The sequence below is a fragment of the Allobosea psychrotolerans genome, from assembly GCF_002917105.1.
Lineage (GTDB): Bacteria > Pseudomonadota > Alphaproteobacteria > Rhizobiales > Beijerinckiaceae > Allobosea > Allobosea psychrotolerans.
Window position 1 is genome coordinate 11,818 of record NZ_PQFZ01000029.1, and the last position, 22,962, is coordinate 34,779.

The following is a 22,962-nucleotide window of genomic DNA, read 5'->3' on the forward strand; positions in this document are numbered from 1 at the left end:
TCCACCCAGAGGCAGAAACAGACGAATCCGTGGCAGATTTCGAGCATCGCAAGGCGCAATCGCAAGTGAACCCGCGGCCCACTCTGGTGGATATCGCGAATGCGACCGGCGTCTCGAAGGCCACCGTCTCGCTCGTGCTGCGCAACAGCCCGACCATCCCCAAGCGCACTCATGAGCGCGTGCTCGAAGCGGCGAAAAACCTCGGCTATGTCTATAATCGCGGCGCTGCGGGCCTGCGCTCGACAGAGTCCCGCCTGATCGCCATGGCGGTCAATGATCTGATCAACCCTTATTTCGCCGAAATCGTTGCGGCGATGGAAGACGCGCTGACGGAGCAGAACCGCATCGTCTTGATGTCGAACACCGCCGAATCCGTCGCGCGCCAGAGCGCCTTCGTCGCGGCCGTGCGCGAATACAATGTGGCGGGCCTGCTTGTCGTGCCCGCCATGGGCACGGATGCGGCCTTCGTCGACCTGCTCAGATCCTGGCGTTTGCCTTGCGTGATGGTCTCGCGCTCGGTTCCGGGAGCGGAGGTCGATCTCGTCCAGGCCAATCACTGCGCCGGCATGATCGCGGCCACAAGACACCTGATCGAGCTCGGCCATCGCCGGATCGGCATGATCGGCCTCAACGAGAACATCTCGACTGGCCGCGAACGGTTCGAGGGCTATCGGCAGGCCCTGTTCGGTGCCGGGATAGCACTCGAACCGCGCCTCGTGCTCTCCGGCCCGGCGACGCGCGACACCGGCATGGCGCATGTTCTGGCCCTGCTCGACCTGCCCGAGCCACCGACGGCGGTCGTCTGCTTCAACGATGTCGTCGCTTTCGGCGCCATGCTCGGCCTGCGCTCGCGCGAATTGACGCCGGGGCGGGATGTCTCCGTCATCGGCTTCGACGACATCGCGGAGGCGACCTTGTGGCGCCCAGCCCTCTCCACCGTCGCCGTGGCGCGGCAGACCGTGGGCCGGACAGCCGCCCAGTTGCTGCTGCGCCGGATCGAGGCTTTCGACGCACCGGTCGAAACCGTCCTGCTGCCTACCGAGCTCGTGATCCGCGACACGACCGGCGTGCCGCCCGCCAGGCTGCGCTAAAACCCACCTCACTCGAGACCCACATTCCGAAGGTATGTCTCCAGCGCGCCGATCTCGCTGGACGAGATGATCGCCCCGACATAGCCGTCGGGACGCACGAGCAACCAATCGCCGGGCGTCAATGCATAGGCGTCGCGCAGGTGGCCGCCCTCGTCGAGGATATCGCCGCGCAAACCGAGCGTATGGATGCTGAGCCCGGGGCGCGACGACACCGCATCGCGCTCGACCTCATAGCCCAACAGCGTCCAGTCCGCGCCCTTGAACAGTTCGAACAGACGCGTCGCTTGTCCGGCGGCGCCGCGTACAGGTGCATCGGGCGCGCGGTCTCCTGCGAGCAGGCGGCCATCGCGCTCCGGCTTTTCCAGCGCGAGCGATGACCCCGCATAGCCAAGGTCGAGCTGGTGGACTTCGCGGCCACGCCGCATCTCGCCGCGCCTGGCCGCATCGAGCAGTCTGGTGGCAAGGCCGAGCATGCCCGCTGCGATCGGGCGGCGCTCTTCCTCATAGCTGTCGAGCAAGGCGTCAGGAGCACCGGCAACAACCGCCGCCAGTTTCCAGCCGAGATTATAGGCGTCCTGGACGCTGGTATTGAGCCCCTGACCACCCGTCGGCGGATGAATATGAGCGGCGTCGCCGACCAGGAACACGCGACCGACACGGTAGCGATCGGCCAGCCGCGCATTCATGGTGAAGGCCGATGCCCAGGACACGGATTGGATACGAATATCGTCTCGGCCAGTCCGCCCAGCCACCATTGCGGAGAGGCCCTCAGCGGAAAGGTCGACATCGCCTTCAAGCGGGATCGGTGCCTGCAGCTGGAACAGCTCTGTCCCGGCGAGCGGGCATAGCGACATCTGCCGCTCCATCGACCCCTCGCTGAAGCGGTGCCAGGCATCGCGTCCCAGGCCTGTCAGGACGACATCGGCGACAACCGCGCGGACGCCGAGCGTCTTGCCGGGAAAGCCGATGCCAAGCGCGTGGCGCACGAAGCTGCGGCCGCCATCCGCGCCGACGAGATAGCGCACGCGGATGACCTCCTCGCCGGCTCCGGAGACGAGCCGTGCCGTCACGCCATCCTCGTCCTGCTCGAATCCGACCAGCTCGCAGCCGAACTCCGGCCGGTGTCCGAGCTCGACGAGGCGCTCGCGCATCACGCCCTCGGTCAGGAATTGCGGCACCATGAGCGGGAGCTGATAGGGCTCGGCAGGCGTGGGCGCCTCATGCGCCGTGACACAGGATTCTGCGTAGCTGCCGTCGTCGCGATATTCCCGCTGTGGCGGATAGAGGCCTCCGGCTGCGACGACGCGGTCGAGAATGCCGAGCTTCTCGAAGACCTCCTGTGTTCGCGGCTGGATGCCCTTGCCGCGCGAGCCACGGAAAGGCCCGTCCATCTTCTCGATCAGGCGGAAGGACAGACCCCGGCGTGCAAGCTCTATCGCGAGTGTGAGGCCGGCCGCACCCGCACCGCAAATCAGCACGTCGCAAGTCGATCCTTGGGCTGTGAAATCCTCTGTCATCGCCATCCCTCTATGTGTAATATGCACATATTTGGAGGGCCGGCATGCCGTCAAGAAAAAATGTGCAAAATACACATATGTCTGAGCAGCTCAGGATTCTGCACGGGGCGCTGATCGACATCGTCAGCATCATGAACCGCCCCCAGCGCGACGAGATGATGGTTCGGGAAGCCGGCATCTCGCTAGACCGCGCGCTGTTCCCGCTGCTTGTCGGCATCGAGCGGCGCGGGCCGATCGGGGTCGTCGATCTCGCCGACCGCGTCGGGCGCGACTACACCACCGTCAGCCGGCAGGTCGCCAAACTGGAAAGCCTCGGCCTCGTCGAGCGCCAGGCCGGAGCCGCTGATCGTCGGGTTCGCGAAGCGATCGTGACATCCAAGGGCAAGGCCATGACCGACGCCGTCGATGAGGCGCGCGACCGGATCGGCCGCGCCATTTTCGCCAGCTGGGACGAGCATGATGTCGCGGAGCTGGTGCGGCTCATGCGCAAATTCGCCGACGCCGTGAACGGTGACGCACCGAGCCATCCGGCATCCCAACAGACCGGCCAGTGACCCAGCTCCGCGAATCCTGCTATCCCGCCTCCCTCCCTCACAGCTTGAGATCTTGACCGCCATGCCGCAGGCCACACTCTCGATCGGGATCATCGGCGCCGGAATCATGGGCGAGCGCCTGCTGCGCGCGATCCTCGAACAGGCGCCCGACAGCCTGCGGGTCAGCGGCATCTGGGACCCCGCGCCCGCCGCCATGGCACGCATCGCCGCCACCTTCCCCACCGTTCCACAGTTGGACGACGCCGCCGCGGTCATCGCAGCCAGCGACTGCGTCTACATCGCCTCGCCGCCGGCCTCGCATCTCGACCATGCCCGCGCCGCGCTGGCTGCGGGAAAAAGCGTCGTCGCGGAGAAGCCGCTTGCGGTCGATGTCACGGATGCGCGCACCTTCGTCGCCAGCGCCGGCGAGCGTGGCGCGGTCAACTTCCCCTTCGCCTCCTCGCTCGCCGTAGCAACACTGCAGGACTGGGTCGCGCAAGGCGAGATCGGCACGGTCTCGCGCATCACGATCGAGGTCGCTTTCGCGACCTGGCCGCGCTCCTGGCAGGCCGACGCCGCAGCCTGGCTCGACAAGCCGGCGCAGGGTGGCTTCACCCGCGAGGTCGTGTCGCATTTCCTGTTCCTCAGCCGCCGGCTGGTCGGCCCGCTGCATGGGCTTTCGGCCAGCGTGAGCTTCCCGGAAGCCGGCAAGGCGGAACGCGCGATCGAGGCCCGGCTCTTCGCCGGCGAGGTGCCGGTCGTGCTCAAGGGCGGCGTCGGCACGACCACGAAGGACGATCACAACATCTGGATGCTGGAAGGCGACAAAGGCGCGGTGCGGCTCTGCGACTGGTCGATCGCCGAACGCCGCCTGCCCGATGGCAGCTGGCAGCGCGCCCCGGGCGCGATGTCGAACGAGCAGGCCCGCCCGCTCGCCCTGAAGCGCCAGCTCGAAGGCGTCGTGCGCCTGACCCGGGGCCAGCCGCATCACCTGGCGACGCTGGCCGAGGCGCTGAACGTCCAGGAGATCGTCGAGGGTATTTTGGCGAGCTAGGAAGCGACGCCAGAGCAGGATGCGAAAAAGTGGGCACCGGCTTTTTTTGCGTTGATCCTGCTCTACTCTTTTGATGACAGCGCTTTCGAGCGAAGTGGGGACCCGTTCGCGTGAAGAAAGCGCGTTAAAGCAAAGCGCTTTAGCCGCAAGGCAGCCCTTCGCGCAGGGCATGGAACGCTCCCCTGAGATCGCGCGTTTGCCACGCGGGGCGTGGTCTTGCGGAGGTTCATGCCATGATCATCGCTGGTTTCGTCGCAATGTCGCTCTCCTCCGGCATGGTGCAGCCGATCGCCGACGGCCCGCCCCGCTTCAGCATCGAACAGGCCTGCCGCCACGCCGGCGAGCCCGTCACCGGCGTCGGCCGCGCCAATCAGGCCTGTCGCGACGATGAGAGCAAGGCGGCGGCCGATCTGCAGCAGCGATGGGCAAAATACCCGGCCGCACAACGTGCCACCTGCGTCGAGGGCGCGGGGCTGGGCGGCCCGCCGAGCTATGTCCAGGTGCTGACCTGCCTGGAGATGGCCACGCATAAGTGAAGCGGCCCGCCGGTCACGGGATGCGCCGCCTCGGGGACAAGATCGCCGCCCTCAGCAGCAGATAGAGCACGCCCGCATTGAGCAGGTGCCAGAGCCAGTGCGTGCCCATGCTCCAGCCACCGCAGAGGGCTCCATCCAGCGTGCGAAAAGCCAGCGACACCGCGAAGACTAGCCCCGCCGAACCGACCAATCGCGCCGTCTCCCGGCCGTCCGGCCGGTGCACCAAGGCGCCAGTGACGCCGACGAGCCCCGGCAGGAAGGCGGCATAGCCGGCCGAGCCGCGCGCCGGCTGCGGCAGCAAGGGACCGAGTCCGCTGGAGAGCAACAGCGCGAAGGCGAAGAAGGCGAGCGTGCCCAGCACTGTAGTCGGCAAGGACAAGCCGAAGAAGCGCGCCAGCGCCAGTCCGAAATAGCAGAAGGCGAAGAGCTGGATCGGCACGACATCCGCAGCGAGCGTCCAGCCCTGCGGCATGGTGTGGTAGAGGAAGGAGCCGATGCCGATCGCAAGGACCAGCAGGGTGAGCGCCAGCGCCGGCCGATCCGGACTGCCGCTGCGCCGCCAGAGCTGAAAAGCCGCGACAGCCGCCAGCAGGAAGGCTCCGTTCGTCAGAGCATTCCAGGGCTCGGCCCAGAACGCACCGCTCAGCCGCTCGCAATAGCCGTAGCTGGGCACCGTTCGATCCTCCCGAGCGCCCCTCTTGCCAGTGCGCCACGACATTGGTGTTGCGCCCCCCACGTGGGTCGCCGCAAGCCTTCCCAAGGCCGTCCCGCTGGGGTCCGATCGCGCCGGATTTGGCGCGTATCATGAGGAAACCTTAAACCGAAGCCGACAAATCCACCGCATGTCCAAACGGAGTTTTAGATAGTCGGCGGCATGGTCGCGCCCATGCACGCCCCGGGACCGGTCATCGACGCCGCCGCAATAGCTGCGCCGACTCCGGCGCAGGCTGGCCTCTATTCGGAGCAGCGGAGGAAGGGCTTCGGGTGGCTGCGCTTCTCGCCGTCCTTGGAGCGCGAATATCGCCGACATATGCGCCAGGATCAGCGCATCAGCGCGCTGATCTGCTCGGCAACCGCGCTGGCCATCTGGCTCGGCTTCATGGCGCTCGATCTCTGGCGGCTCGACCTGCCTCATGAGCTCGCCGAGCGGCATTACGACGTCTGGATCACGGTGAGCCTGCGTCTGATCGTGGTCGCGCTCCTGCTGCTGCTGGTCCAGCGCCTGGCAAGCCGGGGCCTTGCAGCGGACAAAGGTCCTCCGCGCGGCTATCACTGGCTGTCGTTCCTGGCCCTGGTCCTGATCGGCACCTCCAGCGCCTTCAGCGCAAATGTCATGAAGCTGCGCGACCTCGCCCATGCCGATATGGCGCAGTTCGTCATCATCATCGCGGTCTTCCTGCCTGTCGGAATGACCTTCCGCCAAAGCCTCGGCGCCGCGACGCTGATCGCCGTCGCGACCGCCCTGCTCGGCTGCGTGATGCTCGATCCCAGCCATATGCGCGAGCATATCCGGCTCTCGACCCTGGTGTTCTTCGCCGTCTTCGTCGGCGCCGTCGGAGCCTATCTGCGCGAGTACGCCCAACGCGACCAGTTCCTGCTGCGCCGCCTGCTGCATCACTACGCCATGTTCGACGCGCTGACCGGCATCGGCAATCGCCGCTTCTTCGAGCAGCACGCCGCGACCGCGCTGCTGCAGGCGCAGCGCGAGGGCGCCGGCGTGGTGCTCGCCATCCTCGATGTCGATCACTTCAAGAAGTTCAACGACCGCTACGGTCATCAGACCGGAGATCTTGCCCTCAGCCTGGTCGCACGCAGCCTCAAGACCGGCCTGCGCCGGCCCATGGACCTCGCCGCCCGGCTCGGCGGAGAGGAATTCGGCCTGCTGCTCTACGGAACCGGACCGGAACAGGCGCAGGTTCTGCTCGACGGCATCGTCGCCGCCATCGTTGCGCTCGCCATTCCCCATGATGCCTCGGCGACGGCGCCGCACCTCACCGTCAGCATCGGCGCGGCCTGTTTCGACGGGCACGAGACGCTGGAGAGCCTATACCGGCGGGCCGACGCGGTTCTGTACGAAAGCAAGGCCGCCGGCAGGAACCGGGCCAGGCTGGATTGGCCGAGATCAGTTGTTGCCCTGGCCAGCCGCAGGCCGCAAACTCGGCGGCGCAGATGAAACGAGGGAGCGGGCGATGCCGCGCCAGATGCTGACGATGCTGGGCCTGCTGGGCTTCAGCCTGATGGCCGCCTCCACCGCTCCCGCCCGCGCCGAGACCTGCGACGATCTCTGGTATGCCCGCAACGAGATCTACAAGGCGCAGGGCTATTGCTTCCGCACCGCGCGCGGCATCAGCGCCTTCGGCAACGCCGGCTGTCAATACGATGCCGTCGAGGACGTGCCGCTCTCCAGCAGCCAGCGCCGCACCATCGCCGATATCGCCCGCGAGGAGCGGGCCCGGCGCTGCCCGCGCTGAGCGATCGATGAACCACCTTTGCTGTGGAAGGCGCGCTGCGCCGCAGCGAGCCTGGCGCTGCACCGTGCTAAAGGCACCGGTCCGACAGGCATAATCAAGGCGACGCAACCACGGCATGACGACGGCCATCGACATGGGGACCGCCCGGAGCGGCGAGCCGGCCTTGCTCGATCTCGCCGAATTGCTGGCGACGCGTCTGCTTGTCCAGGGCAATTCCGGGTCGGGCAAATCGCATCTGCTGCGCCGCCTGCTCGAACAGAGCGCGCCACTCGTCCAGCAGGCGGTGATCGATCCCGAGGGCGATTTCGTCTCGCTCGCCGACCAGTTCGGCCATGTCGTGGTCGATGCGCAATGCGGCGAGGCCGAGCTCCAGCGCGTCGCGCTCAGGGTCCGGCAGCATCGCGTCTCGGTGGTGCTGAACCTGGAGAACCTCGAGGCCGACGAGCAGTTGCGCGCGGTCGCCGCCTTTCTCGGCGGCCTGTTCGACGTCGACCGCAGCCTCTGGTTCCCGATGCTGATCGTCGTCGACGAGGCGCAGCTCTTCGCGCCGGTGATGGCCGGCGAGGCCTCCGACGAGGCGCGCCGGCTCTCGCTCGGCGCCATGACCAACCTGATGTGCCGGGGCCGCAAACGCGGGCTGGCCGGCGTCATCGCGACCCAGCGCCTCGCAAAACTCGCCAAGAACGTCGCGGCGGAAGCCTCGAACTTCCTGATGGGCCGCACCTTCCTCGACATCGACATGGCCCGCGCCGCCGATCTCCTCGGCATGGACCGCAAGCAGGCCGAGATGTTCCGCGATCTCGAACGCGGCCAGTTCGTTGCGCTCGGCCCCGCACTGTCGAAGCGCCCGCTGCCGCTGCGGATCGGGCCGGCGACCTCGCAGGATCGCGGCGGCGCGCCCGGCCTGATGCCTTTGCCGGAACAGGGGCCCGAGGAGGCGGGAAAGTTGATCTTCACCGCCGGCGCCGACGAGGCCCCGATCACCAATTGGCCGCCGCGCCCCACGCCACGGCCGCGCCCGCCCGCCAATGACGTGCTGCGCCAGATCGAGACCTATCGGCCCTCGCCCGCCCCCGAGCCCGAACCGGATATTCCAATGGAGCCGGAAGAGCGCGAGGCGATCATGGCCGAGATCCTGCGCGAATTGATGGTCGATCCCGAGACGCGCACGCGCCAGATCGCCGTGCTCTACCAGGATTTCACCGTGCGCTGCCGCATGCGCCGGCTCGGCCGCCAGAGCCTGAGCCTCGATGAATTCCGCCGCAGGCTCGCCGTGGCGCGCGCCGGCGCGAGCGAGGAAGTCACGGCGTCCGAACCCTGGCAGGCCGCGATCGAGGCCTCGGCCGCGCTGCCCGACGATCTCCAGAGCCTGTTCCTGTTCATCGCGCGGGCCGGCATCGAGCGCGCGCCCTGCCCGACCGATGCAGAGCTCGCCGCCGTCTATGGCAGCCATTCGCCGAGCCGGGCGCGCCGTCTGATCGGCTATATCGAGGAGCGCGGGCTCCTCGTGAGCCATGTCGACTTTCGCGGCCAGCGTACGCTGGCCCTGCCGACGCTCGGGCTGGAAACCGCGCCGGGCCTCGCCCAGCCACGCAGCGCGGGCCTGCCGCGCGGAGCGCGGAGCTAGAGGCCGGTGCGCCGAGCCTTGCTCGTCGACGTCGACGGCGTGCTGGTCCGAGGCAGGCCTGGCGATGGCCGTCCTTGGACGAGTGAGCTAAGGCAGGATCTGGGCCTCGACCCGGATTTGCTGCATCAGCACTTCTTCGCAAAGCACTGGCCAGACATAGTCATCGGCCGTGCCGCTCTGGAAGAGAAGCTCGCTCCTGTGCTGGCCGAGATCGCGCCGCATCTGACGTATCAGGACTTCACGGCTTACTGGTTCGCCAACGACGCTCGGCTTGATGTCGAACTGCTCGCCGCGCTCGACCTGCTGCGTTCTTCGGGCATCACCATCGCTCTCGCGACGAACCAAGAGCATGTGCGCGCCCGGCACCTGATCGGTTCGCTCGGGCTGTCCCGGCACATCGACGACATCTTCTATTCGGCAGCGATCGGAGCCCGGAAACCCGAACCCGCTTTCTTCCGGGCCGTACAGGACAAGCTCGGCCTCAAGGGGCAGGCCTTGCTGCTGCTCGACGACAGCTTCGAGAATGTCGAGGCGGCGCGCCGTCTCGGCTGGCAGGCGATCCACTGGGCGTATGGCAGCCGGCTGGACCGGGAGATGGCCCGGCTGATCGGAGCCGGCAATCTGCGCTAGGCTTTCAGTGCGCCTTGCCCGCGGGCATCGTCATCCTATCGACCCAGGCGATTCCGATCGCCGACAGGATGAAGACGGTGTGGATCGCCGTCTGCAGGATGACGCCGGTCGCGGTGTAGTTCGTCGCGGTCGCACTGCCGATATTGCCGGCCTCGATGAAGGTCCGCAGCAGGTGGATCGACGAGATGCCGATGATCGCCATGGCGAGCTTGATCTTGAGCACGCTGGCATTGACGTGGCTCAGCCATTCCGGCTGGTCGGGATGGTCCTGCAGGCCCAGCCGCGAGACGAAGGTCTCGTAGCCGCCGACGATGACCATGATCAGCAGGTTCGAGATCATCACCACGTCGATCAGGCCCAGCACCACCAGCATGATCTGCTGCTCGCCGAACTCGGTCGCATGGGTGACGAGGTGCCAAAGCTCCTTCAGGAACAGGAAGACGTAGACGCACTGCGCCACGATCAAACCGAGATAGAGCGGCAATTGCAGCCAGCGCGAGCTGAAGATGATCGTCGGCAGGAGCTTCACGGCCACGGGGATGCGCGGGAGTTCGCCAGAATGCGACATGAAGGAGTTTCCAGGCTTTCTCGAACGGATGCTGCAATGCAAAAGAGTGCTGTCGCTAGATGGTGCAAGAGCACCGACCGTGCAAGCGGCCTGCGCCGGACCACGGCAAAAGTTCCCGCAAGCAGTGAGAACGATGAAATTTCTGACTTCCTTACGATCGGTGCTTCCATGACGACACGGCAATGACTAAGTTTGGCGGCAATCGGGGGAACAGATGACGTTCCTCTCGCGTTGGAGAGGAAAGGAGTTTTCTCATGATCAAGACCTTGACCATCGCGGCCGCGCTCGTCGGAGGCGCCCTCATCGCCGCTCCGGCCTCCGCCGCCCCGCTCAGCGCGACGACCGGATCGGCCCTGCAGCTCGCCGATAGCGGCAAGGGCCTTGTCGAGACCGTGCAGTATCGCCGTTATGGCTACGGTCGCGGTTACGGCCCGCGCTATGGCTACCGTGGCGGCTATTACCGCGGCGGACGCGGCGCGGCCGTTGGCGCTGGCATTGCGGCGGGTGCCATCGGCGCGCTGGCCGCCGGCGCCCTGCTCGCACCCGGCCCGGTTTATGCCGAGCCGGCTCCGGTCTACGGCGCCCCGGTCTACGCGGGCCCGGGTCCCGACGCGGTCGCCTATTGCTCGCGTCGCTTCCGCAGCTACGACCCGGAGACCGGCACCTATATCGGCACGGGCGGCGTCGTCCGCTCCTGCCCCTGATAGCGCTTGCCCCTGACATCGCCTGACGGGCGAACATGACAGCCTCCGCGCAGCAATGCGCGGAGGTTTTTCATGTCCGGAGCCACCAAGGCGATTTGCGCCGTCAGACTGAACGGGCTTGCCAGCGCGGCGCGCCTGCCGCTTATCCTCACGCTCTTCTGAGTCGGAGTTCGGTTCGTGCGCATCGCCACCTGGAACGTCAATTCGGTCCGCCAGCGGCTGGGCCATCTGCTCGACTTCCTGAAGGAAGCTGAGCCCGATGCGCTCTGCCTGCAGGAGATCAAATGTCTCGATGCCGATTTCCCGCGCGCCGAGATCGAGGAGGCCGGCTGGCAGGTCGAGACCCATGGCCAGAAGACCTTCAACGGCGTCGCCATCATCAGCCGCAGCAAGCTCGAGGATGTCCGGCGCGGCCTGCCGGGCGATGAGGCCGACGAGCAGGCGCGCTATCTCGAAGGCGTCCTGCCCATGGGCAGTGGGGTGGTGCGCCTGGCCACCATCTACCTGCCCAACGGCAATCCGCCCAATACCGAGAAATACCCCTACAAGCTCAACTGGATGAAGCGCCTCACCGCCCATGCGCGGATGCTGCTGGAGCAGGAAGAGCCGCTGGTCTTCGCCGGCGACTACAACGTCATCCCCGAGCCGCGCGACGCCCGCGAGCCCGCCGCCTGGGTCAATGACGCGCTGTTCCTGCCGCCGACCCGAGCGGCCTTTCGCAGCCTGGTCAATCTCGGCCTGACCGAGGCGCTGCGCGCGACCACGGATGCGCCGGGCCTCTACACCTTCTGGGATTATCAGGCCGGCGCCTGGCAGCGGAACAACGGCATCCGCATCGACCATCTCCTGCTCTCGCCGCAGGCGGCGGATAGGCTCGCGAGCGTGTCGATCGCCAAGCATGTCCGCGGCTGGGAGAAGCCGTCCGATCACGTGCCGGTGATGCTGGAGTTGCGCGCCGCCTGAAGGTCATTGCGAGCGCCGCGCCAGGGTTCACTCCGCCGAACCCCGCTTCACGCCGTCCTTGATGAACACCCGGAACGGCGTCGTGCCGGTCGCGCTCCCATCAAGCGAGCGCCAGCTGCCGTTGGTGCAGAGCACGCCGCCTTGCGTCGCCACCGCCTCAAAGACGATGGCATTGCGATAGACCGTGCCATCGGGCTCGATCGCCCGGAAATTCGTGGTGCATTTGCCGTGCGCGACGACCGGATCGTAATCATGGATCATAGTGCCGCCGCCGCCTGTGCTCGGGAACGGGTCCTTGAGCGGAGCCCAGCGCTCGAAATCATCCTGCGCGGCAACACCGGCAGTCATGAACATGATGGCGATGAGGTTGAAGGACACGGCATGACGCATGGCGCAGGCTCCCTATGGGTCTGCTCCAATTACGCTCGGATCGTGATGTCAGATGCAGTGGCGCGCTCAGCGCTGCGACGCGCTGCGGCTGGCGAATTGCTGGCGCTCGACCATGGCAAGCGCCGCGCTGCGGTCCGCAGGCGAAGCGGCAGCAAAGGCGGCTTCGCAGCGCTCGATGATCCAGGCTTCTCGCACCGCATCGGCGCTGTCGCGCGCCAGCGAGAGCCACATCAGCCCCACCACCGGCGCGCGCGGCACGCCGTCACCGCCGCGGATCAGCATGTCGCCGAAGACGGCGCGGGCCGGAGCGTGGCCCTTCTCGGCGGCGAGCTTCATCCAGCGTGCAGCCTGGCGCGCATCGCGATTGGTGCCCTGCCCGTTCATGTAGAGCCGGGCGAGATTGTACTGGCCTTCCGGGTCGCCGAAATAAGAGGCGGCGTAGTGGAACATGTCGAAGGCCCGGTCGGCATTGGGCTTCACATAGCTGCCCTTGATGCCGTCGACAAAATAACCACCGAGCGCGACGAAGGCGCCGCTGACGATACGGCCATCGGCCGTGCCGGGAATCGCATCCGCATTCTCGTCCGCGATCTTCGAGAAATACTCGAACGCCTTGAGATCATTGGCAGGCACACCGTCGCCACCGGCATACATCCGGCCCAGCTTGAACTGTGCCGTGAGATGGCCCTGCGAGGCGGCGTATTCGAGCGCACGCACCGCACCGACCTTGTCGCCCGCGGTCGAGTCGCGCATCCAGGCCCGGATCGCGTCGCGGGCGTTGCTGAACGGGGCGATCGGCAGGGCCGTATGCGCGGCCGGGCCGCTCGGCGCGGGAGCGATCGGCCGCACGCTGGGAGCAGGCGGCGCGGGCGGAGCAAGATCGGGCTCGGGCAGCATCACGCCCGGAATCGGACGCGGCGGAATCGGCCCGCGCATCGGCGCGAGATCCTGCGCCCAGGCGGCTTGTTGGCCGCCCAGGATCAGGAACAATGCTGCAAATGTCGCGTCAAATATCCGCATAGCAATGGGTCTCGGCCGCCCCTCCCGGGTGGGTGACGGCCCCTCCCTTCGCAGAGCCGACCGTCTGGGCGTATTTCCACAGCGCACCCGATGCGTAGTCGGTCTTGCGCGGTGTCCAGGCCTTACGTCGCGACTCAAGTTCGGCATCAGAAAGGCGGCAAGCGAGCTTTCCTGTGACTGCGTCGAGCTCGATGATGTCGCCATCGCGGATGAGCGCGATCGGGCCGCCGACTGCCGCTTCCGGACCGACATGGCCGACGCAGAAACCGCGCGTCGCGCCAGAGAAACGGCCATCCGTGATCAGCGCGACCTTGTCGCCCATGCCCTGGCCGTAGAGCGCCGCCGTGGTCGCCAGCATCTCGCGCATGCCGGGCCCGCCCTTGGGCCCCTCATAGCGGATGACCAGCACGTCGCCGATGTTGTAGTCGCGGCTGGTGACGGCGGCGAAGGCGTCTTCCTCGCAATCGAAGCAGCGCGCCGGGCCCGTGAAGGTCAGCTGCTCGGTCGTCATGCCGGCGATCTTCACGATCGCGCCTTCGGGAGCGAGGTTGCCCTGGAGGCCGACGACGCCGCCATTGGGCGAAAGCGGCTTGTCCGCGGCGCGCACGACGTCCTGCTCGTCATTCCATTTCACTGAGGCGAGGTTCTCGGCGATGGTGCGGCCGGTCACGGTCATGCAGTCGCCATGCAGATAGCCATGGTCGAGCAAGGTCTTCATCAGGAGCGGGATGCCGCCGACCTCGAACATGTCCTTGGCGACATATTTTCCGCCGGGCTTCAGATCGGCGATATAGGGCGTCTTCTTGAAGATCTCGGCCACGGCGAAGAGATCGAAATCGATGCCGCATTCATGCGCGATCGCCGGCAGGTGGAGCGCGCCATTGGTCGAGCCGCCCGAGGCCGCAACGACGGTCGCGGCGTTCTCCAGCGCCTTGCGGGTGACGATGTCGCGGGGGCGGATGTTGCGGGCGATCAGCTCCATCACCATCTCGCCGGCGGTGTAGCAGAAGCTGTCGCGCATGTCGTAGGGCGCCGGCGCGCCGCAGGAATAGGGCAGCGCCAGGCCGATCGCCTCGGCGACGGTCGCCATGGTGTTGGCGGTGAACTGCGCGCCACAGGAGCCCGAGGACGGACAGGCGACCTCCTCCAGCTCCTTCAGATCCTCGTCGGACATCGCGCCGACCGAGTGCTTGCCGACGGCCTCGAACACGTCCTGCACCGTGACGGGCTTGCCCTTGAAGACGCCGGGCATGATCGAGCCGCCATAGATAAAGATCGAGGGCACGTTCAGGCGCACCATCGCCATCATCATGCCCGGCAGCGACTTGTCGCAGCCGGCGAGGCCGACGAGCGCGTCATAGCAATGGCCGCGCATGGTCAGTTCGACGGAGTCGGCGATGCATTCGCGGGAGGCCAGCGAGGACTTCATGCCCTGGTGGCCCATGGCGATGCCGTCGGTGACGCTGATGGTGCAGAATTCGCGCGGCGTGCCATTGGCCGAGGCGACGCCCTTCTTGACCGCCTGGGCCTGGCGCATCAGCGAGATGTTGCAGGGCGCGGCCTCGTTCCAGCAGGAGGCCACGCCGACGAAAGGCTGGGCAATCTGGCGGGCCGTCATGCCCATGGCGTAGTAGTAGGAGCGATGCGGCGCGCGAGCCGGCCCGACGCTGACGTGCCGGCTGGGGAGTTTCGATTTATCGAACACACGCACGTCCATGGTCTTTTTTCCTCGTTCCACCCTGCGCTTGAGGCGCGTGGCAGATGTGCCACGCAGCCCGAGCCGGACGCAACGTTATCCCGCCTGCCGACCACAAGGGCGAATGCCTCTTCTGGCAGCGCGGCTCACACTCTAATTCTTCTATATCTCAGTGGCTTATCGGAACCCTCTGCTGGGCGTGCTTTGTGGCGGCTTCGCGGCAATTGGGCCCGTCCGAGGCCATCGCCGCGCGATGTGGAAGCAGTGTTGCGCCGGCGCCACAAATTCGCGGCCGACTCGCCCAGCCGGGAACCTTTTGCGCTGTCACGATTCATGTCCGGCGGCGGCGACGCCGCCTCAGAGCACCAGCGGCAGAACGAAGAAACCGCCGACCACGACGACGAGCAGCGCCAGCGCCACCAGCGGCAGGTGCTTCTCGATGAAGATGCGGATGTCGTCGCCATAGAAGCGCAGCGCCAGCGCGATCATCATGAAGAAGGTGACGCGCGAGACCACCATGCCGACGGTGAACTTCCAGATGTCGAAATGCAGGAAGCCCGACATGATCGTGACGATCTTGAACGGGATCGGCGTCAGCCCCTTGGTGACCAGAACCCAGAACCAATAGTCCTGCGAGGTCGAGATCAATTGGGCGGCCTTGTCCTGCAGGCCGTAGATGCCGATCAGCCAGGAACCGACCGAATCGTAGAGCAGCGCGCCGATGGCGTAGCCGAGATAGCCGCCCAGCACCGCGCCGAGCGAACAGACGCCGGCATAGAACCAGGCGCGGTCGGGCCTGGCGATGCACATCGGCAGCAAGAGCGGGATCGGCGGCAGCGGGCTGACGGAACTTTCGACGAAGGTCAGCGCGAAGAGGAGCCAGGGGGCGGCGGGGTGGGACGCATAGGAAACGCACCAGTCATAGGCTCGTTTGAGCATGGCGTAAGAGCAACCGGTCCTGGGTTAACGACGGCATCGAGCGCATGGCTGGCTTGCGCCCGGCGCGCATCTAAGCCTGTCAGCGGAAGATTGCCAGAGTTGTCTTACGGTAACGTCAATTTGAAGACGGCTTCGTGACCGAGTGGGGGCGCAAGGGCCCTTTCGGGAAGCTGTGTCCATGCCCAATCCGCAGCGTCATCCTGGACAAGCCGCGAAGCGGCGCAGATCCGGGATCCGTCATAGAGCGCCGGAGCCCTTCGATGGATCCCGGGACGCCCTCCGGGCGCCCAGGATGACGGCGCGGTTGTCTCCCGCCGCTCACGCCAGCCGCGTCAGCGCCTCGGCGATCTTGAGCTTGCGTGCTTCGGCTGCTGCCTTGCGATCGCGATTCTCCTCGACGACCTCCTCGGGCGCGCGCGCCATAAAATCGGGATTGCCGAGCTTCTTGTCGACCACCGCGATGTCCTGGTCGAGCTTGGCCATCTCTTTGGTCAAACGCACGCGCTCGATATCGAGATCGATGATGCCGGCAAGCGGCAGCGCCGCCACCTCGCCGCGCACGATGATCTGCGCCGATTGCGCCGGCGCGGTCTCCGCGAAGGCGATCTCGGAAACGCGCGCCAAACGCTCGATCATCGGCCGCCAGCTCTCGATCGTCGCCCGCGTCGCGGCCGAGGCTTTGACCAGCACGAGCGGCGCCTGCGTGCCCGCCGGCACATTGACCTCCGAGCGCACCGAGCGGATGTCGGAGATCAGATCGACGACGAAGCCGATCTCGGCCTCGGCCGCGGCGTCGCGCAGCGCCGCGAGATCGGGCCAATGCGTAAGACACACCAGCGCGTCATCGCCCGAGGCGAGTTTGCGTGGAGCCCCCTCGCCGGCCTTCTGCGCCCAGAGCTCCTCGGTGAGGAAGGGCATGAAGGGGTGCAGGAGCTGGCAGATCAGGTCAATGACATGCGCGACGGTGGCTTGCGTCTCGGCTTTCTCGGCGGGATCGACGCCCTCGCCCTGCAACACGGGCTTGGCGAGCTCGAGGTACCAGTCGCAGAACTGGCCCCAGGTGAAGCGATAGGCCGCAGCCGCCGCCTCGTTGAACCTGAAGCTCGGGATGCCGGCGGCGATCTCCTCGGCCGCACGCGCCGCCTCGCTCAGGATCCAGCGGTTGAGCGGCTGCATCACCTTGGCCGGGTCGAAACCCTCCGCCCGGGCGCAGCCGTTCAATTCGGCGAAGCGCGCCGCGTTCCAGATCTTCGTCGCGAAATTGCGGTAGCCCTCGACGCGCGCGGTCGAGAGCTTGATGTCGCGCCCCTGCGCCGCCATCGCGGCCAAGGTGAAGCGCAAGGCATCGGCCCCGTACTGATCGACGATCGTCAGCGGGTCGATGACGTTGCCCTTCGACTTCGACATCTTCGCGCCCTTCTCATCGCGAACGATGGCGTGGATGTAGACGTCCTTGAACGGCACCTCGTCCATGAAGTTGAGGCCCATCATCATCATCCGGGCGACCCAGAAGAAGATGATGTCGAAGGCGGTGACGAGCGTCGCGGTCGGATAGTAGCGCTTGAGCTCGGCGGTATCCTCGGGCCAGCCCAGGGTCGAGAATGGCCATAGCGCCGAGGAGAACCAGGTGTCGAGCACGTCCTCGTCGCGGGTGAGTTCGACCGTGCCGCCGTAATGGCCGAGCGCCAGCGCTTGCGCCTCGACCTCCGACTCCGCCACGAACACTTCGCCGTCGGGCCCGTACCAGACCGGGATCTGATGGCCCCACCAGAGCTGGCGCGAGACGCACCAGGGCTCGATGTTCTCCAGCCAGTCGTAATAGACCTTGGTCCAGCTTTCCGGCGTGAACTTGGTGCGCCCATCGCGGACCGCCTTCAGCGAGCGCTGCGCCAGTGGCTTGACGTCGACATACCACTGGTCGGTCAGCCAGGGCTCGATCACGACATCCGAGCGGTCGCCATGCGGTACGGTGTGGCCATGCGGCTCGATCTTGGCGAGGAAGCCGCGCTCGGCCATCAGCGCGACGACGCGCTTGCGCGCGGCGAAGCGGTCGAGGCCGTGCAGCGCCAGCGTCTCGGCCTCGGGCACTGAGCCAGCAAGGAAATCGGCATTGTCGGCAAGCAGAATCCTGGCCTCGCCGTCGAGGATGTTGACGACGTCGAGCTTGTGGCGCTTGCCGACCTCGAAATCGTTGAAGTCGTGCGCCGGGGTGATCTTGACCGCGCCCGTGCCCTTCTCCGGATCGGCATAGTCATCGCCGAAGATCGGGATGACGCGCCCGACCAGCGGCAGCACCACGTTCCGGCCGATCAGATGGCCGAGCTTTTCGTTCTCGGGATGAACTGCGACGCCCGTATCGCCCAGCATGGTCTCGGGCCGCGTCGTCGCCACCGTGATGAAGCTCGAGGCGTCATCGGCGTCGTAAGTCACGCCTTCGAGCGGGTAGTTGAAGTAGTAGAGATGCCCGCCCGGATCGCGGTTCAGCACCTTCTCGAGCTTGGCGGAATCGAAGGCCTCCTCCCCACCCCGCTCCCATTTGAACGAGCCGGATTTCTCGACCTGGACGACCTCGAGATCGGAGATCGCGGTCTGGAACTTCGGATCCCAGTTCACCAGGCGCTTGGCGCGATAAATCAGCCCCTGCTTGTGCAAGGCGACGAAGACCTTCAGCACGGCCTGGCTCAGGCCCTCATCCATGGTGAACCGCTCGCGCGACCAGTCGCAGGAGGCGCCGAGGCGCTTCAGCTGGTTGACGATCGTGCCACCGGATTCGGCCTTCCAGGCCCAGACCTCCTTCAGGAAGTCCTCGCGGCTCATGTCCCGGCGGGAGATGTTGCGCTCGGCCGACAGCTTGCGCTCGACCACCATTTGCGTGGCGATGCCGGCATGGTCGGTACCCGGCTGCCAGAGCACGTCCTTGCCGCGCATGCGCTCGAAACGGCAGAGTGCGTCCTGCAGCGTGTTGTTGAGCGCGTGGCCCATGTGCAGGGAGCCGGTGACGTTGGGCGGCGGGATCACGATGCAATAGGGCTCGGCGCCGGGCACGGCCCCGCGCCCGGCCTTGAAGGCGTCGGCCTTCTCCCATGCCGCGCTGACGCGCGCCTCGACGGTCGCCGGCTCGAATGTCTTGTCCATCATCGCTTCGCTCGAACGCAAAAAGGCCGGGGAGCACGCCCCGGCCGTGAAAATCAAAGGCCAAAAAGGTCGAAGGTCTTAAGAGCCCAAGCAAGGCCTACGCGTCAAGCAAGGCCTGCACGTCAGGGAAAGGCCTGCGCGTCGACGTCTTCGAGCAATCACGGTGCCGCATCAGGCCGCGGCACTGGATTGCAGGAACCATAAAGCCTTGTCGAGCATGCGCGAATAGGCCGTCAGCAGATCGGCGGTTCCGGCGTCGCCCGCCTCATCGGTCTTGTCGATCGCCGCGCGCACCAGATTGGCGGTCGCGGCATAGCGTTCGATCAGCGCGGCGAGATGATCGCCGACCGCGATGATGTCGGTCGGATAGGCTTTAAGCGTGGTGGTCGAGGCGGTCGTCTGCGTGGTGCCCAATGCAACGCCGCCGAGCTGGGCGATGCGCTCGGCGACCGTATCGACATGTTCGTCGAGATCCTTGCGGAAACCGTCGAGCATCAAATGGATGCCGATGAAACCCGGCCCTTTCAGGTTCCAATGCGCCTGCTTGGTAACGAGCGCGAGGTCGATTCCATCGGCAAGACGCTCATTCAGCAGGCTGATCACCTCGGCCTTGGTGTTCGAGGTCAGGTCAATCTTGGAGACGGGCTTCTTCATGGCGATATCCTCGATGGGGTCATCCGCGGAAGCTCGGCCAGGGGAAAGATCTGGCAGAGGAAACGATCTGGTCGGGCCTTGGCTCAAGATACGCGCGAGAGCGCTTCGCGTTCCCACGGAAGGAGACGGCAGGACATCGCGGGAAGGGGCGGAAGGAACTGTTGCGGCGTCCACCCGTTGAGAACCTGAACGACAGGAGAATGTCCCATGACCCATCACACCGACCAGGATCGCGCCTGGACGCTGATCCACGATATCGGGCTGTGCATGCTGGTGACGCATAACGGTTCGAGCGACGAATTGCGCTCCCGGCCGATGAGTGCCCATGCCGCTCGCGACGAGGATGCGATCTACTTTCTGACCGACGCCCGCGATCACAAGGACGACGAGGTCGAGATCAACGACAATGTCTGCCTGACCTTTGCCGACAATGGCGGTTATCGCTATGTCTCCGTGACCGGCACGGCCAACATCCTCGACGACCGCCGCAAGATCGGCGAGCTTTGGTCAACCGCTGCGAGGGCGTTCTGGGAGAGCAAGGACGATCCCAATATCCGCGTCCTGCGCGTCAGGCCCGCCATGGCCGAGTTCTGGGACAGTCCCGGCAAGATCGTCACGACAGTGAAGATGGCGGCTGCCGCGATCACGGGCTCGAAGCCCAATCTCGGCGACAACCGCAAAGTGATGCTCTGACCGTTTCAGCAAGGGAATGATTGCGATGAAGTTTTTCGTCCACGCGCTCGGCGCCTGGTTCGCGGCCGAAGCGGCGTCAGGCCGCTATTCCCGCCCCGTCACCATGGGCATCGCGATGCTGGTGGCGCGGCTCGGCACGCCGACGCTGGCCCTGATGCTCGGCAGCCTCATCTATAAGAAGCTGCGCTCGGAAGGTGCTTTCGGGCAACTTCAGACCGTGCCCGCCAGGAAGCCCCGCGCCACGCGGGGCTGACCAGAGGGTAAAGACAACCACGGACTGTGGCCGGTCGTGCCGACAGGCGCGGCCGGCTTAGAGCATTTTCAAGCGAAGTGGACACCGGCTCGCGTGAAGAAAATGCGATGCAACAAGGAGCTAGAGCATCTCCGCGCTTCGGAGAAACGTCGGAATCCGCTAATTGCGGCCGCCGCGCGCCACACGTTCGATCTCGGCGCGCACCAGCCTCTCGACCATGGTCGGCAGGTTGTCGTCGAGCCAGCTCTTCAGCATCGGCTTCAACATGTCCTTCACCAGATCCTCCAACGTACGCGCGTTGTTGGACAAGACCGTATGGGCAAGCTGGCCGAAGGCGCTGGTGACCGCCGAACTGGTCTGGTCGGAGAGAAGCTGAGCCATATCGAAGGACGGCGCGGACGCAGCAGGCGGCGGAGCCGGCGCGGGAGCAGCCGGAGGCGGAGCCGGCACGGGAGCCTGCGGCAAGACGGGTTCCGGCGCGGTTGCCGCGGCTGGTTCCGCAGCCTCGAGGAAGTCGATATCGCTGGACTCCGCGACCGCCTCTGCGGGCGGCTCCGGTTCGGGTGCGGCGATCAGGCTGGCTTCGGCCCCGAGATCGAGCACGTCGTCATCTGCGGCCGACGCGGCGCTCGCGCCAGCGAGCAGCGCCTTCAGCTCGTCGTCCCCGTCGGTTACGGCAGCAGGCGGCGCCTCGGCAGGCTTGGCCTCGTCATCCGAGATGATCCGACGAATGGAGGCAAGGATTTCCTCCATCGACGGTTCGCTGGGCTTCGGTTGCGCGCTCATCTTGGGTCCGGACCACTCGACACCAGGCGCGTCGATAGAATCAACGCCGCTCCTGCCTTGAGTATTTCACGGGGAGCAGCCCGGGCAAGGCGGCTTTTCAGCCGCCCACAAGAGAAATGCCCGCTGTTGCGCGAATGTTATTCTTCTTCAGCGCCCGTCAGGCGTCTGGGTGCCCCAGAGCAACCCCTTGACCTGGTCATAATGCTTGCGCGCATCATAGGTCTCGGTCTTGAGCTTCAGCGTCTCGGCCGAAAGCCGGCCGACCGCGGAAAGCACCGAATAGGAGGCGACGACACGGTCGCGCTGCGCCGTGACCAGGGTCGAGCGGGCGCTGACGAGTTCCTGCTGCGCGTTGAGCACGTCGAGCGTGGTGCGCTGGCCGACCTTGGCCTCCTCGCGCACGCCAGACAGCGCGGTCTCGGCCGCCTGCACCTGCGCCTGGGCCGCGATGATCTGCGCCTTGGCCGCCTCGAGGCTTCCCCAGGCAGAGACCACCGCCGCACGCACCGTGTCGCGCTGCGTATCGACTTCGATCCGGCGCTGACCGGCCGTCTCCTTGGCCTGTCGTGTCCGCGAATAGACCTGACCGCCCTCATAGATCGGCACGGTGAGCGTTCCGATGACGCTGGCGCTGGTCCGGTTGTCGCCGAAATAGGTCGAGTCATAGCGCTGCTGGACAATGCCGCGCACGCCGAAGGTCGGGTAGAGATCGGCTTCCGTGACCTTGACCTGCAATTCGGCGGCATCGACGCCATGCAGCGAGGCGATGATCGAGGGATGCCCGGTCAGCGCGGTGTTGAGTGCGGCGGGCAGCGATTTCGGCAGCAGATTCTCGATCGGCCGACCCGGCGCAAGCTGCTTGGGCTCGGTGCCGACATTCTGCCGGAAGCGCGCGATCGAGGTCTTGAGGTTCGATTCGGCCAGAATCGCTTGCGACTGCGCCGCCGACAGGCGCGCCTCGGCTTGCGCGACGTCGGTCCGCGTCACCTCGCCGACCTGAAAGCGGTCGCGGGTCTGGCGCAGCTGCTCCTCCAGAACCTCGACGTTGTTGCGGTTGAGATTCAGGATCGCGGTGTCGCGCAGCACGTTCATATAGGAGGTCGCGGCATCGAGCAGGACGTTCTGCTCGGTGTTGCGCAGCGTCGCGCGTGCGCCCAGCACCAGCGATTCGGCCTGGCTGACAGAGCTGCGCGTCTTGCCGCTGTCGAAGATGTTCTGGTCGATCTGCACGCCGCCGCCACGTGAGCCGAGCCGGCTGAGCGTGCTGTTGTGAATCCCCCGCGTCGTGTTCTTGGCGGGGGTGTCGGCCTCGGAAATGCTCGCGCCGATATCGGCCGAGGCCGTGATCTTTGGCCGATAGCCGGAGAGCGCCTGAGGCACGTTCTCGTTCGTCGCCCGCAACGAAGCACGCTGCGAATTCAGCGTTGGATTGCCCGAATAGGCCCGCGACAACGCCGCGTCCATGGTTTGAGCGCTGGCGGCGGCAGTGCCCCCGAACAGCAGCGCAACGGCGATCAATGCCGCGGCACCGAACTCAACCGACTTCTTATCGAACTTCTGTCTCGTCACCGGACGCCTCATGTGCGGACTGCTGTCACGCCCAGGCATCGCCCCAGCCTCGGCATAAATGTAAGAATCCTTCATACCTGCAACCGGGGCAAGCGCCAACGCCGGCTTGGCCAGAGATCGGGTTTCCGTGTCG

The 22,962-nt window shown here is 66.1% G+C and carries 23 protein-coding genes; 12 read left to right on the forward strand and 11 right to left on the reverse strand.

Annotated features, from left to right (window positions below):
• Positions 1-29 precede the first annotated feature (29 nt).
• The gene (locus CYD53_RS27755; RefSeq protein WP_103721325.1) at positions 30-1,091 is read left to right on the forward strand and encodes a LacI family DNA-binding transcriptional regulator; all 1,062 of its coding nucleotides are present in this window, start codon (positions 30-32) and stop codon (positions 1,089-1,091) included.
• Positions 1,092-1,099: 8 nt separating this feature from the next.
• Here the strand turns inward: CYD53_RS27755 and CYD53_RS27760 are convergent, their stop codons facing one another.
• Positions 1,100-2,608 (reverse strand): FAD-dependent oxidoreductase, encoded by a 1,509-nt coding sequence (locus CYD53_RS27760; protein WP_103721359.1) that lies wholly within the window; start codon positions 2,606-2,608, stop codon positions 1,100-1,102.
• 44 nt (positions 2,609-2,652) lie between these two features.
• On the opposite strand from CYD53_RS27760, the gene CYD53_RS27765 reads away from it, so the two are divergent.
• The 3 genes from CYD53_RS27765 (at position 2,653) to CYD53_RS27775 (ending at position 4,731) form a co-directional block, all read left to right on the forward strand.
• Positions 2,653-3,162, forward strand: a complete 510-nt coding sequence (locus CYD53_RS27765) for a MarR family winged helix-turn-helix transcriptional regulator (RefSeq protein WP_103721326.1) — start codon at positions 2,653-2,655, stop codon at positions 3,160-3,162.
• A 61-nt stretch (positions 3,163-3,223) separates the two neighbouring features.
• Entirely contained in the window at positions 3,224-4,195 is a 972-nt protein-coding gene (locus tag CYD53_RS27770; protein WP_103721327.1) for a Gfo/Idh/MocA family protein, read from the forward strand.
• 233 nt (positions 4,196-4,428) lie between these two features.
• On the forward strand, positions 4,429-4,731 hold the full coding sequence (locus tag CYD53_RS27775) for a hypothetical protein (protein WP_103721328.1): 303 nt from the start codon (positions 4,429-4,431) through the stop codon (positions 4,729-4,731).
• A 13-nt stretch (positions 4,732-4,744) separates the two neighbouring features.
• Here CYD53_RS27775 and CYD53_RS27780 read toward each other — a convergent pair whose 3' ends face one another.
• Positions 4,745-5,404, reverse strand: coding sequence for a ceramidase domain-containing protein (locus CYD53_RS27780; RefSeq protein WP_245928461.1), 660 nt, complete (start codon positions 5,402-5,404; stop codon positions 4,745-4,747).
• Between the two features lie 201 nt (positions 5,405-5,605).
• Between CYD53_RS27780 and CYD53_RS27785 the strand changes: the two genes are divergently transcribed.
• The 4 genes from CYD53_RS27785 (at position 5,606) to CYD53_RS27800 (ending at position 9,459) form a co-directional block, all read left to right on the forward strand.
• Positions 5,606-6,904 (forward strand): GGDEF domain-containing protein, encoded by a 1,299-nt coding sequence (locus CYD53_RS27785; RefSeq protein ID WP_103721330.1) that lies wholly within the window; start codon positions 5,606-5,608, stop codon positions 6,902-6,904.
• Between the two features lie 16 nt (positions 6,905-6,920).
• Positions 6,921-7,202 carry a YARHG domain-containing protein gene (locus CYD53_RS27790; protein ID WP_425428354.1) on the forward strand — a complete coding sequence of 94 codons (282 nt, stop codon included), beginning with the start codon at positions 6,921-6,923 and terminating at the stop codon, positions 7,200-7,202.
• Between the two features lie 115 nt (positions 7,203-7,317).
• Positions 7,318-8,829 carry a helicase HerA domain-containing protein gene (locus CYD53_RS27795; protein ID WP_103721331.1) on the forward strand — a complete coding sequence of 504 codons (1,512 nt, stop codon included), beginning with the start codon at positions 7,318-7,320 and terminating at the stop codon, positions 8,827-8,829.
• 18 nt (positions 8,830-8,847) lie between these two features.
• Complete coding sequence (locus CYD53_RS27800; protein WP_245928462.1) at positions 8,848-9,459, forward strand: HAD family hydrolase; 612 nt, start codon at positions 8,848-8,850, stop codon at positions 9,457-9,459.
• A 4-nt stretch (positions 9,460-9,463) separates the two neighbouring features.
• Here the strand turns inward: CYD53_RS27800 and CYD53_RS27805 are convergent, their stop codons facing one another.
• Positions 9,464-10,027 carry a TIGR00645 family protein gene (locus tag CYD53_RS27805; RefSeq protein WP_103721333.1) on the reverse strand — a complete coding sequence of 188 codons (564 nt, stop codon included), beginning with the start codon at positions 10,025-10,027 and terminating at the stop codon, positions 9,464-9,466.
• A 254-nt stretch (positions 10,028-10,281) separates the two neighbouring features.
• On the opposite strand from CYD53_RS27805, the gene CYD53_RS27810 reads away from it, so the two are divergent.
• Positions 10,282-10,731 carry a BA14K family protein gene (locus CYD53_RS27810; RefSeq protein ID WP_103721334.1) on the forward strand — a complete coding sequence of 150 codons (450 nt, stop codon included), beginning with the start codon at positions 10,282-10,284 and terminating at the stop codon, positions 10,729-10,731.
• A gap of 177 nt (positions 10,732-10,908) precedes the next feature.
• On the forward strand, positions 10,909-11,694 hold the full coding sequence (gene xth, locus CYD53_RS27815) for an exodeoxyribonuclease III (RefSeq protein ID WP_103721335.1): 786 nt from the start codon (positions 10,909-10,911) through the stop codon (positions 11,692-11,694).
• A 27-nt stretch (positions 11,695-11,721) separates the two neighbouring features.
• On the opposite strand, the gene CYD53_RS27820 is transcribed toward xth, so the two are convergent.
• The 6 genes from CYD53_RS27820 to dps all read right to left on the reverse strand — a co-directional run bounded on the left by CYD53_RS27820 (position 11,722) and on the right by dps (position 19,528).
• Positions 11,722-12,084 (reverse strand): hypothetical protein, encoded by a 363-nt coding sequence (locus CYD53_RS27820; protein ID WP_103721336.1) that lies wholly within the window; start codon positions 12,082-12,084, stop codon positions 11,722-11,724.
• 66 nt (positions 12,085-12,150) lie between these two features.
• Positions 12,151-13,104, reverse strand: a complete 954-nt coding sequence (locus tag CYD53_RS27825; protein ID WP_245928463.1) for a tetratricopeptide repeat protein — start codon at positions 13,102-13,104, stop codon at positions 12,151-12,153.
• A complete protein-coding gene (ilvD, locus tag CYD53_RS27830; RefSeq protein ID WP_103721337.1) occupies positions 13,091-14,821 on the reverse strand; it encodes a dihydroxy-acid dehydratase in 1,731 nt (576 codons plus the stop codon). The genes CYD53_RS27825 and ilvD overlap by 14 nt, the downstream gene beginning before the upstream one ends.
• A 336-nt stretch (positions 14,822-15,157) precedes the next feature.
• Entirely contained in the window at positions 15,158-15,739 is a 582-nt protein-coding gene (locus CYD53_RS27835) for a YqaA family protein (protein ID WP_103721338.1), read from the reverse strand.
• A gap of 318 nt (positions 15,740-16,057) precedes the next feature.
• On the reverse strand, positions 16,058-18,877 hold the full coding sequence (locus CYD53_RS27840; RefSeq protein ID WP_103721339.1) for a valine--tRNA ligase: 2,820 nt from the start codon (positions 18,875-18,877) through the stop codon (positions 16,058-16,060).
• A gap of 168 nt (positions 18,878-19,045) precedes the next feature.
• A complete protein-coding gene (gene dps, locus CYD53_RS27845; RefSeq protein ID WP_103721340.1) occupies positions 19,046-19,528 on the reverse strand; it encodes a DNA starvation/stationary phase protection protein Dps in 483 nt (160 codons plus the stop codon).
• A 207-nt stretch (positions 19,529-19,735) separates the two neighbouring features.
• On the opposite strand from dps, the gene CYD53_RS27850 reads away from it, so the two are divergent.
• Together CYD53_RS27850 and CYD53_RS27855 are read left to right on the forward strand one after the other, a co-directional pair.
• Positions 19,736-20,221 (forward strand): pyridoxamine 5'-phosphate oxidase family protein, encoded by a 486-nt coding sequence (locus CYD53_RS27850; protein ID WP_103721341.1) that lies wholly within the window; start codon positions 19,736-19,738, stop codon positions 20,219-20,221.
• Between the two features lie 25 nt (positions 20,222-20,246).
• On the forward strand, positions 20,247-20,474 hold the full coding sequence (locus tag CYD53_RS27855) for a hypothetical protein (protein ID WP_146056023.1): 228 nt from the start codon (positions 20,247-20,249) through the stop codon (positions 20,472-20,474).
• A gap of 159 nt (positions 20,475-20,633) precedes the next feature.
• On the opposite strand, the gene CYD53_RS27860 is transcribed toward CYD53_RS27855, so the two are convergent.
• Together CYD53_RS27860 and CYD53_RS27865 are read right to left on the reverse strand one after the other, a co-directional pair.
• Positions 20,634-21,260 (reverse strand): PopZ family protein, encoded by a 627-nt coding sequence (locus CYD53_RS27860; RefSeq protein ID WP_103721343.1) that lies wholly within the window; start codon positions 21,258-21,260, stop codon positions 20,634-20,636.
• A 147-nt stretch (positions 21,261-21,407) separates the two neighbouring features.
• Positions 21,408-22,841 carry a TolC family outer membrane protein gene (locus CYD53_RS27865; protein WP_103721344.1) on the reverse strand — a complete coding sequence of 478 codons (1,434 nt, stop codon included), beginning with the start codon at positions 22,839-22,841 and terminating at the stop codon, positions 21,408-21,410.
• Positions 22,842-22,962: the final 121 nt, after the last annotated feature.

Coding starts and splice junctions, on each gene's coding strand:
- CYD53_RS27760 (WP_103721359.1), bottom strand. CDS start 2,608: ATGACAGAGGATTTCACAGCCCAAGGATCGACTTGCGACGTGCTGATT.
- CYD53_RS27765 (WP_103721326.1), top strand. CDS start 2,653: ATGCCGTCAAGAAAAAATGTGCAAAATACACATATGTCTGAGCAGCTC.
- CYD53_RS27770 (WP_103721327.1), top strand. CDS start 3,224: ATGCCGCAGGCCACACTCTCGATCGGGATCATCGGCGCCGGAATCATG.
- CYD53_RS27775 (WP_103721328.1), top strand. CDS start 4,429: ATGATCATCGCTGGTTTCGTCGCAATGTCGCTCTCCTCCGGCATGGTG.
- CYD53_RS27785 (WP_103721330.1), top strand. CDS start 5,606: ATGGTCGCGCCCATGCACGCCCCGGGACCGGTCATCGACGCCGCCGCA.
- CYD53_RS27790 (WP_425428354.1), top strand. CDS start 6,921: ATGCCGCGCCAGATGCTGACGATGCTGGGCCTGCTGGGCTTCAGCCTG.
- CYD53_RS27795 (WP_103721331.1), top strand. CDS start 7,318: ATGACGACGGCCATCGACATGGGGACCGCCCGGAGCGGCGAGCCGGCC.
- CYD53_RS27805 (WP_103721333.1), bottom strand. CDS start 10,027: ATGTCGCATTCTGGCGAACTCCCGCGCATCCCCGTGGCCGTGAAGCTC.
- CYD53_RS27810 (WP_103721334.1), top strand. CDS start 10,282: ATGATCAAGACCTTGACCATCGCGGCCGCGCTCGTCGGAGGCGCCCTC.
- CYD53_RS27820 (WP_103721336.1), bottom strand. CDS start 12,084: ATGCGTCATGCCGTGTCCTTCAACCTCATCGCCATCATGTTCATGACT.
- CYD53_RS27825 (WP_245928463.1), bottom strand. CDS start 13,104: ATGCGGATATTTGACGCGACATTTGCAGCATTGTTCCTGATCCTGGGC.
- ilvD (WP_103721337.1), bottom strand. CDS start 14,821: ATGGACGTGCGTGTGTTCGATAAATCGAAACTCCCCAGCCGGCACGTC.
- CYD53_RS27835 (WP_103721338.1), bottom strand. CDS start 15,739: ATGCTCAAACGAGCCTATGACTGGTGCGTTTCCTATGCGTCCCACCCC.
- CYD53_RS27840 (WP_103721339.1), bottom strand. CDS start 18,877: ATGATGGACAAGACATTCGAGCCGGCGACCGTCGAGGCGCGCGTCAGC.
- dps (WP_103721340.1), bottom strand. CDS start 19,528: ATGAAGAAGCCCGTCTCCAAGATTGACCTGACCTCGAACACCAAGGCC.
- CYD53_RS27850 (WP_103721341.1), top strand. CDS start 19,736: ATGACCCATCACACCGACCAGGATCGCGCCTGGACGCTGATCCACGAT.
- CYD53_RS27855 (WP_146056023.1), top strand. CDS start 20,247: ATGAAGTTTTTCGTCCACGCGCTCGGCGCCTGGTTCGCGGCCGAAGCG.
- CYD53_RS27860 (WP_103721343.1), bottom strand. CDS start 21,260: ATGAGCGCGCAACCGAAGCCCAGCGAACCGTCGATGGAGGAAATCCTT.
- CYD53_RS27865 (WP_103721344.1), bottom strand. CDS start 22,841: ATGAGGCGTCCGGTGACGAGACAGAAGTTCGATAAGAAGTCGGTTGAG.